The sequence below is a fragment of the Streptomyces anatolicus genome (assembly GCF_019400875.1).
Lineage (GTDB): Bacteria > Actinomycetota > Actinomycetes > Streptomycetales > Streptomycetaceae > Streptomyces > Streptomyces anatolicus.
In genome coordinates, this window is sequence record NZ_WMBF01000672.1 from 1 (window position 1) to 2,766 (window position 2,766).

General features: G+C 72.7%; 2 protein-coding genes. Both read left to right on the forward strand.

The window, feature by feature from the left end; translation table 11 throughout:
- The coding region (locus GKQ77_RS31195; RefSeq protein ID WP_219692475.1) for a hypothetical protein at positions 1-502 on the forward strand (502 nt) is incomplete at its 5' end.
- A gap of 1 nt (position 503) precedes the next feature.
- Positions 504-2,766: ATP-binding protein (locus GKQ77_RS31200; protein WP_219692476.1), on the forward strand; the 2,263-nt coding region annotated here is incomplete at its 3' end.

The following is a 2,766-nucleotide window of genomic DNA, read 5'->3' on the forward strand; positions in this document are numbered from 1 at the left end:
CGCCCCACCCGTTCACCGCACCCGCCCCCCTGAGGCGGCCTCACGCGAAGCCCCCGCCGGACACGGGCGAGACCAGCACGGACGCGGGCGAGACCAGTGCACCGGAGTCGTCCGGGACTTCCAGGCCCGCCGCGAGCAGTGGGGGAACGGCGGCGAGGAAGAGATCTGGCACTTCCGCGTCGAACGCCACGACGCCAGCGGCAACGCCCTCAAGCTCATCCCCGTGGAGATGCGAGGCTTCTCCTTCTCCGGCTCCGTGAGCAACGGCGACGAAGTACGGCTGCACGGCCGCTGGCGCGACGGCACCCTGCGCGCCGACGAGCTGACGAACCTCACCACCCACGCGCGCGTACGGGCCAAGGCGTACCGGAGCCTCCGCGTCCTGGCCATCGTGCTCGCCGTCCTCGTCGGCCTGTTCGTCATCGGGATGTTCGTGAGCGTCGGGATCTCCGCCTGCACGGACACCGGGGGCCCGCCTCCGGGCTGGCCCGGGGAGCCCTGACATGAACGACCCGGTGACCACGGCGGCCGTCGACTACCTGCAACGCACCCGGCTCCACCCCCTCTGGCAGACGGGCGCGGAAGCCGTGGTCCCGATGGCGGCGCGCCGCGCGGTGCGCGTGACCGGAGTGGGGCAGCCGGTGTCCGCCCAGACCCAGGCCCAGACGGCGCCGGCCGGCGGCAGATCCTCCGACGACCCCGGGTTCGAACCCGCCACGCTGCCCCTGCTCGTGGGACTCGCCGGGGCGGGCGCGCCCCTGGCGTTCCTCCTCGACGGCAGCGGCCAGGGCACCTCGGTCCGCCTCGGCACCTGGGCCGATGAGGGCATGGACGACGCGGGCCTGGACGCGCGCCAGCGCATGCTGCTCGGCATCCTCGACGGCTGCTACCCGGCGGTGGGCATCGCGGCGGCCGGCGTCGGAGTGCCCCGGCTCGGCTTCGGCGCACTCGCCCTCGGCGTGCCGAGCCCCGCCGTCGTCGACGCCCGCGACGGCGCCCTGCCGGTCGACCGCCTCGTCCGCTCCATGAGCGGAACGCCCTGGGCCGCACTCGTGCTCGCCACCCCCGTCGGCCCGGACGCGCTCGGCGCCGACCGCAACCGCGTACTGAACGAGATGCGCGTCGTCTCCTCCGCCGTCGAGGCCAGAGGCGTGAGCAGCCCGCTCGCCGCGCACTACGTCGAACTGCTCCAGGCACGCCTGGAAGCGCTCGCCGACGCCCACGCGCGCGGCGGCTGGCGCACGGCCGTCTACCTCTTCGGCGAGCGCCCCGAGGACGTGACCGCCCTGGCCAGCGCCTGGCGCGCGGTGTTCTCCGGCGCGAAGTCGATCCCCGAACCCGTGCGCACGCTCCCGCACCCGGCCGTGGCCGCCCTCGGCGGCGGCTGGGCGCTGCCCGCCGACCCCGAGCAGCCGGGGCCGAACCTGTACCAGCACCCCTACGCCGCGCAGACCGTGCTGAGTTCGGCGCAGCTCGCGGCGTATGTGCACCTGCCCCAGCTGGAGACGCTGGGCTTCTCCGTCAGCCCGCTCGCCCGCTTCGACGTCGTCGCGCCGCCCGTGAGCGGCGACGAACACCACCTGGTCGTCGGCGACGTGCTCCACCATCGCCGGGCGACGGGCACCACGTACCGCGTGCCGCTGCGTTCGCTCAGCCGGCACGTGTTCATTCCGGGCACGACCGGCTCGGGCAAGACGAACACGATCATGGGGCTGCTGATCGAGGCGGCCGCGAAGGGCGTGCCGTTCCTCGTGATCGAACCGGCCAAGACCGAGTACCGCGCCCTGATCGAACACCCCGTCCTCGGCCAGAACCTTCAGGTGTTCACCGCCGGGAAAGCCACCGTCGCGCCCTTCGTCCTCAATCCGTTCGAGGCGCCGGAGGGCACGACCGTCAGCGAACACCTCGACCTGCTCCGCGCCGTCTTCACGGCCGCGTTCGGCATGTGGACCCCCTTGCCGCAGATCCTGGACCGCTGCCTGCACGAGGTCTACGCCGACCGCGGCTGGGACCTGCGGACCAACCTCAACTCCCGGCTCGGCGCGGCGACCGGCCCGGACAGCGGGAGTACCGGCGGCCAGGTGAGTGAGACCGCGGACGCCTTCCCCACCCTCTCCGACCTGATCACCAAGGTCACCGAGGTCATCCCCACCCTCGGATACGAGGACCGGATCGCCGGTGACATGCGAGCCGCCCTGCTCACCCGCCTCGAGTCCCTGCGGCGCGGCGCCAAGGGGGCGATGCTCGACGTGTCGCGTTCGCTGCCGCCCGCCCAGCTCTTCGGCACACCCACGGTCGTGGAGCTCGACGCCCTCGGGGACGAGGGGGACAAGGCGTTCTTCACCGGCCTGCTACTGATCCGCTTGGTCGAACACCGCCGCGCGCAAGGGCAGTCGCGTGACCTCGTACACCTCCTCGTGGTGGAGGAGGCGCACCGGCTCCTGGAGAACGTGCAGGCCACGTCCTCGGAGGAGGCCGCCAACCCCAAGGGCCAGGCGGTGGAGACCTTCTCCAACCTGCTCTCCGAGATCCGGGCCTACGGACAAGGCGTGATCATCGCCGACCAGGTGCCCGTACGCCTCGCACCCGACGTGATCAAGAACAGCAATCTCAAGATCACCCACCGCGTCATCGCCGGGGACGACCGTGCCGCGCTCGCCGCGGCGATGGCCATGGACGAAGCGCAGGCCAGAGCGCTCATCACCCTGGGCGTGGGCGAAGCCGTCGTCTTCAGCGGGGGAGACGACGCGCCCCTGCTGGTGCGCG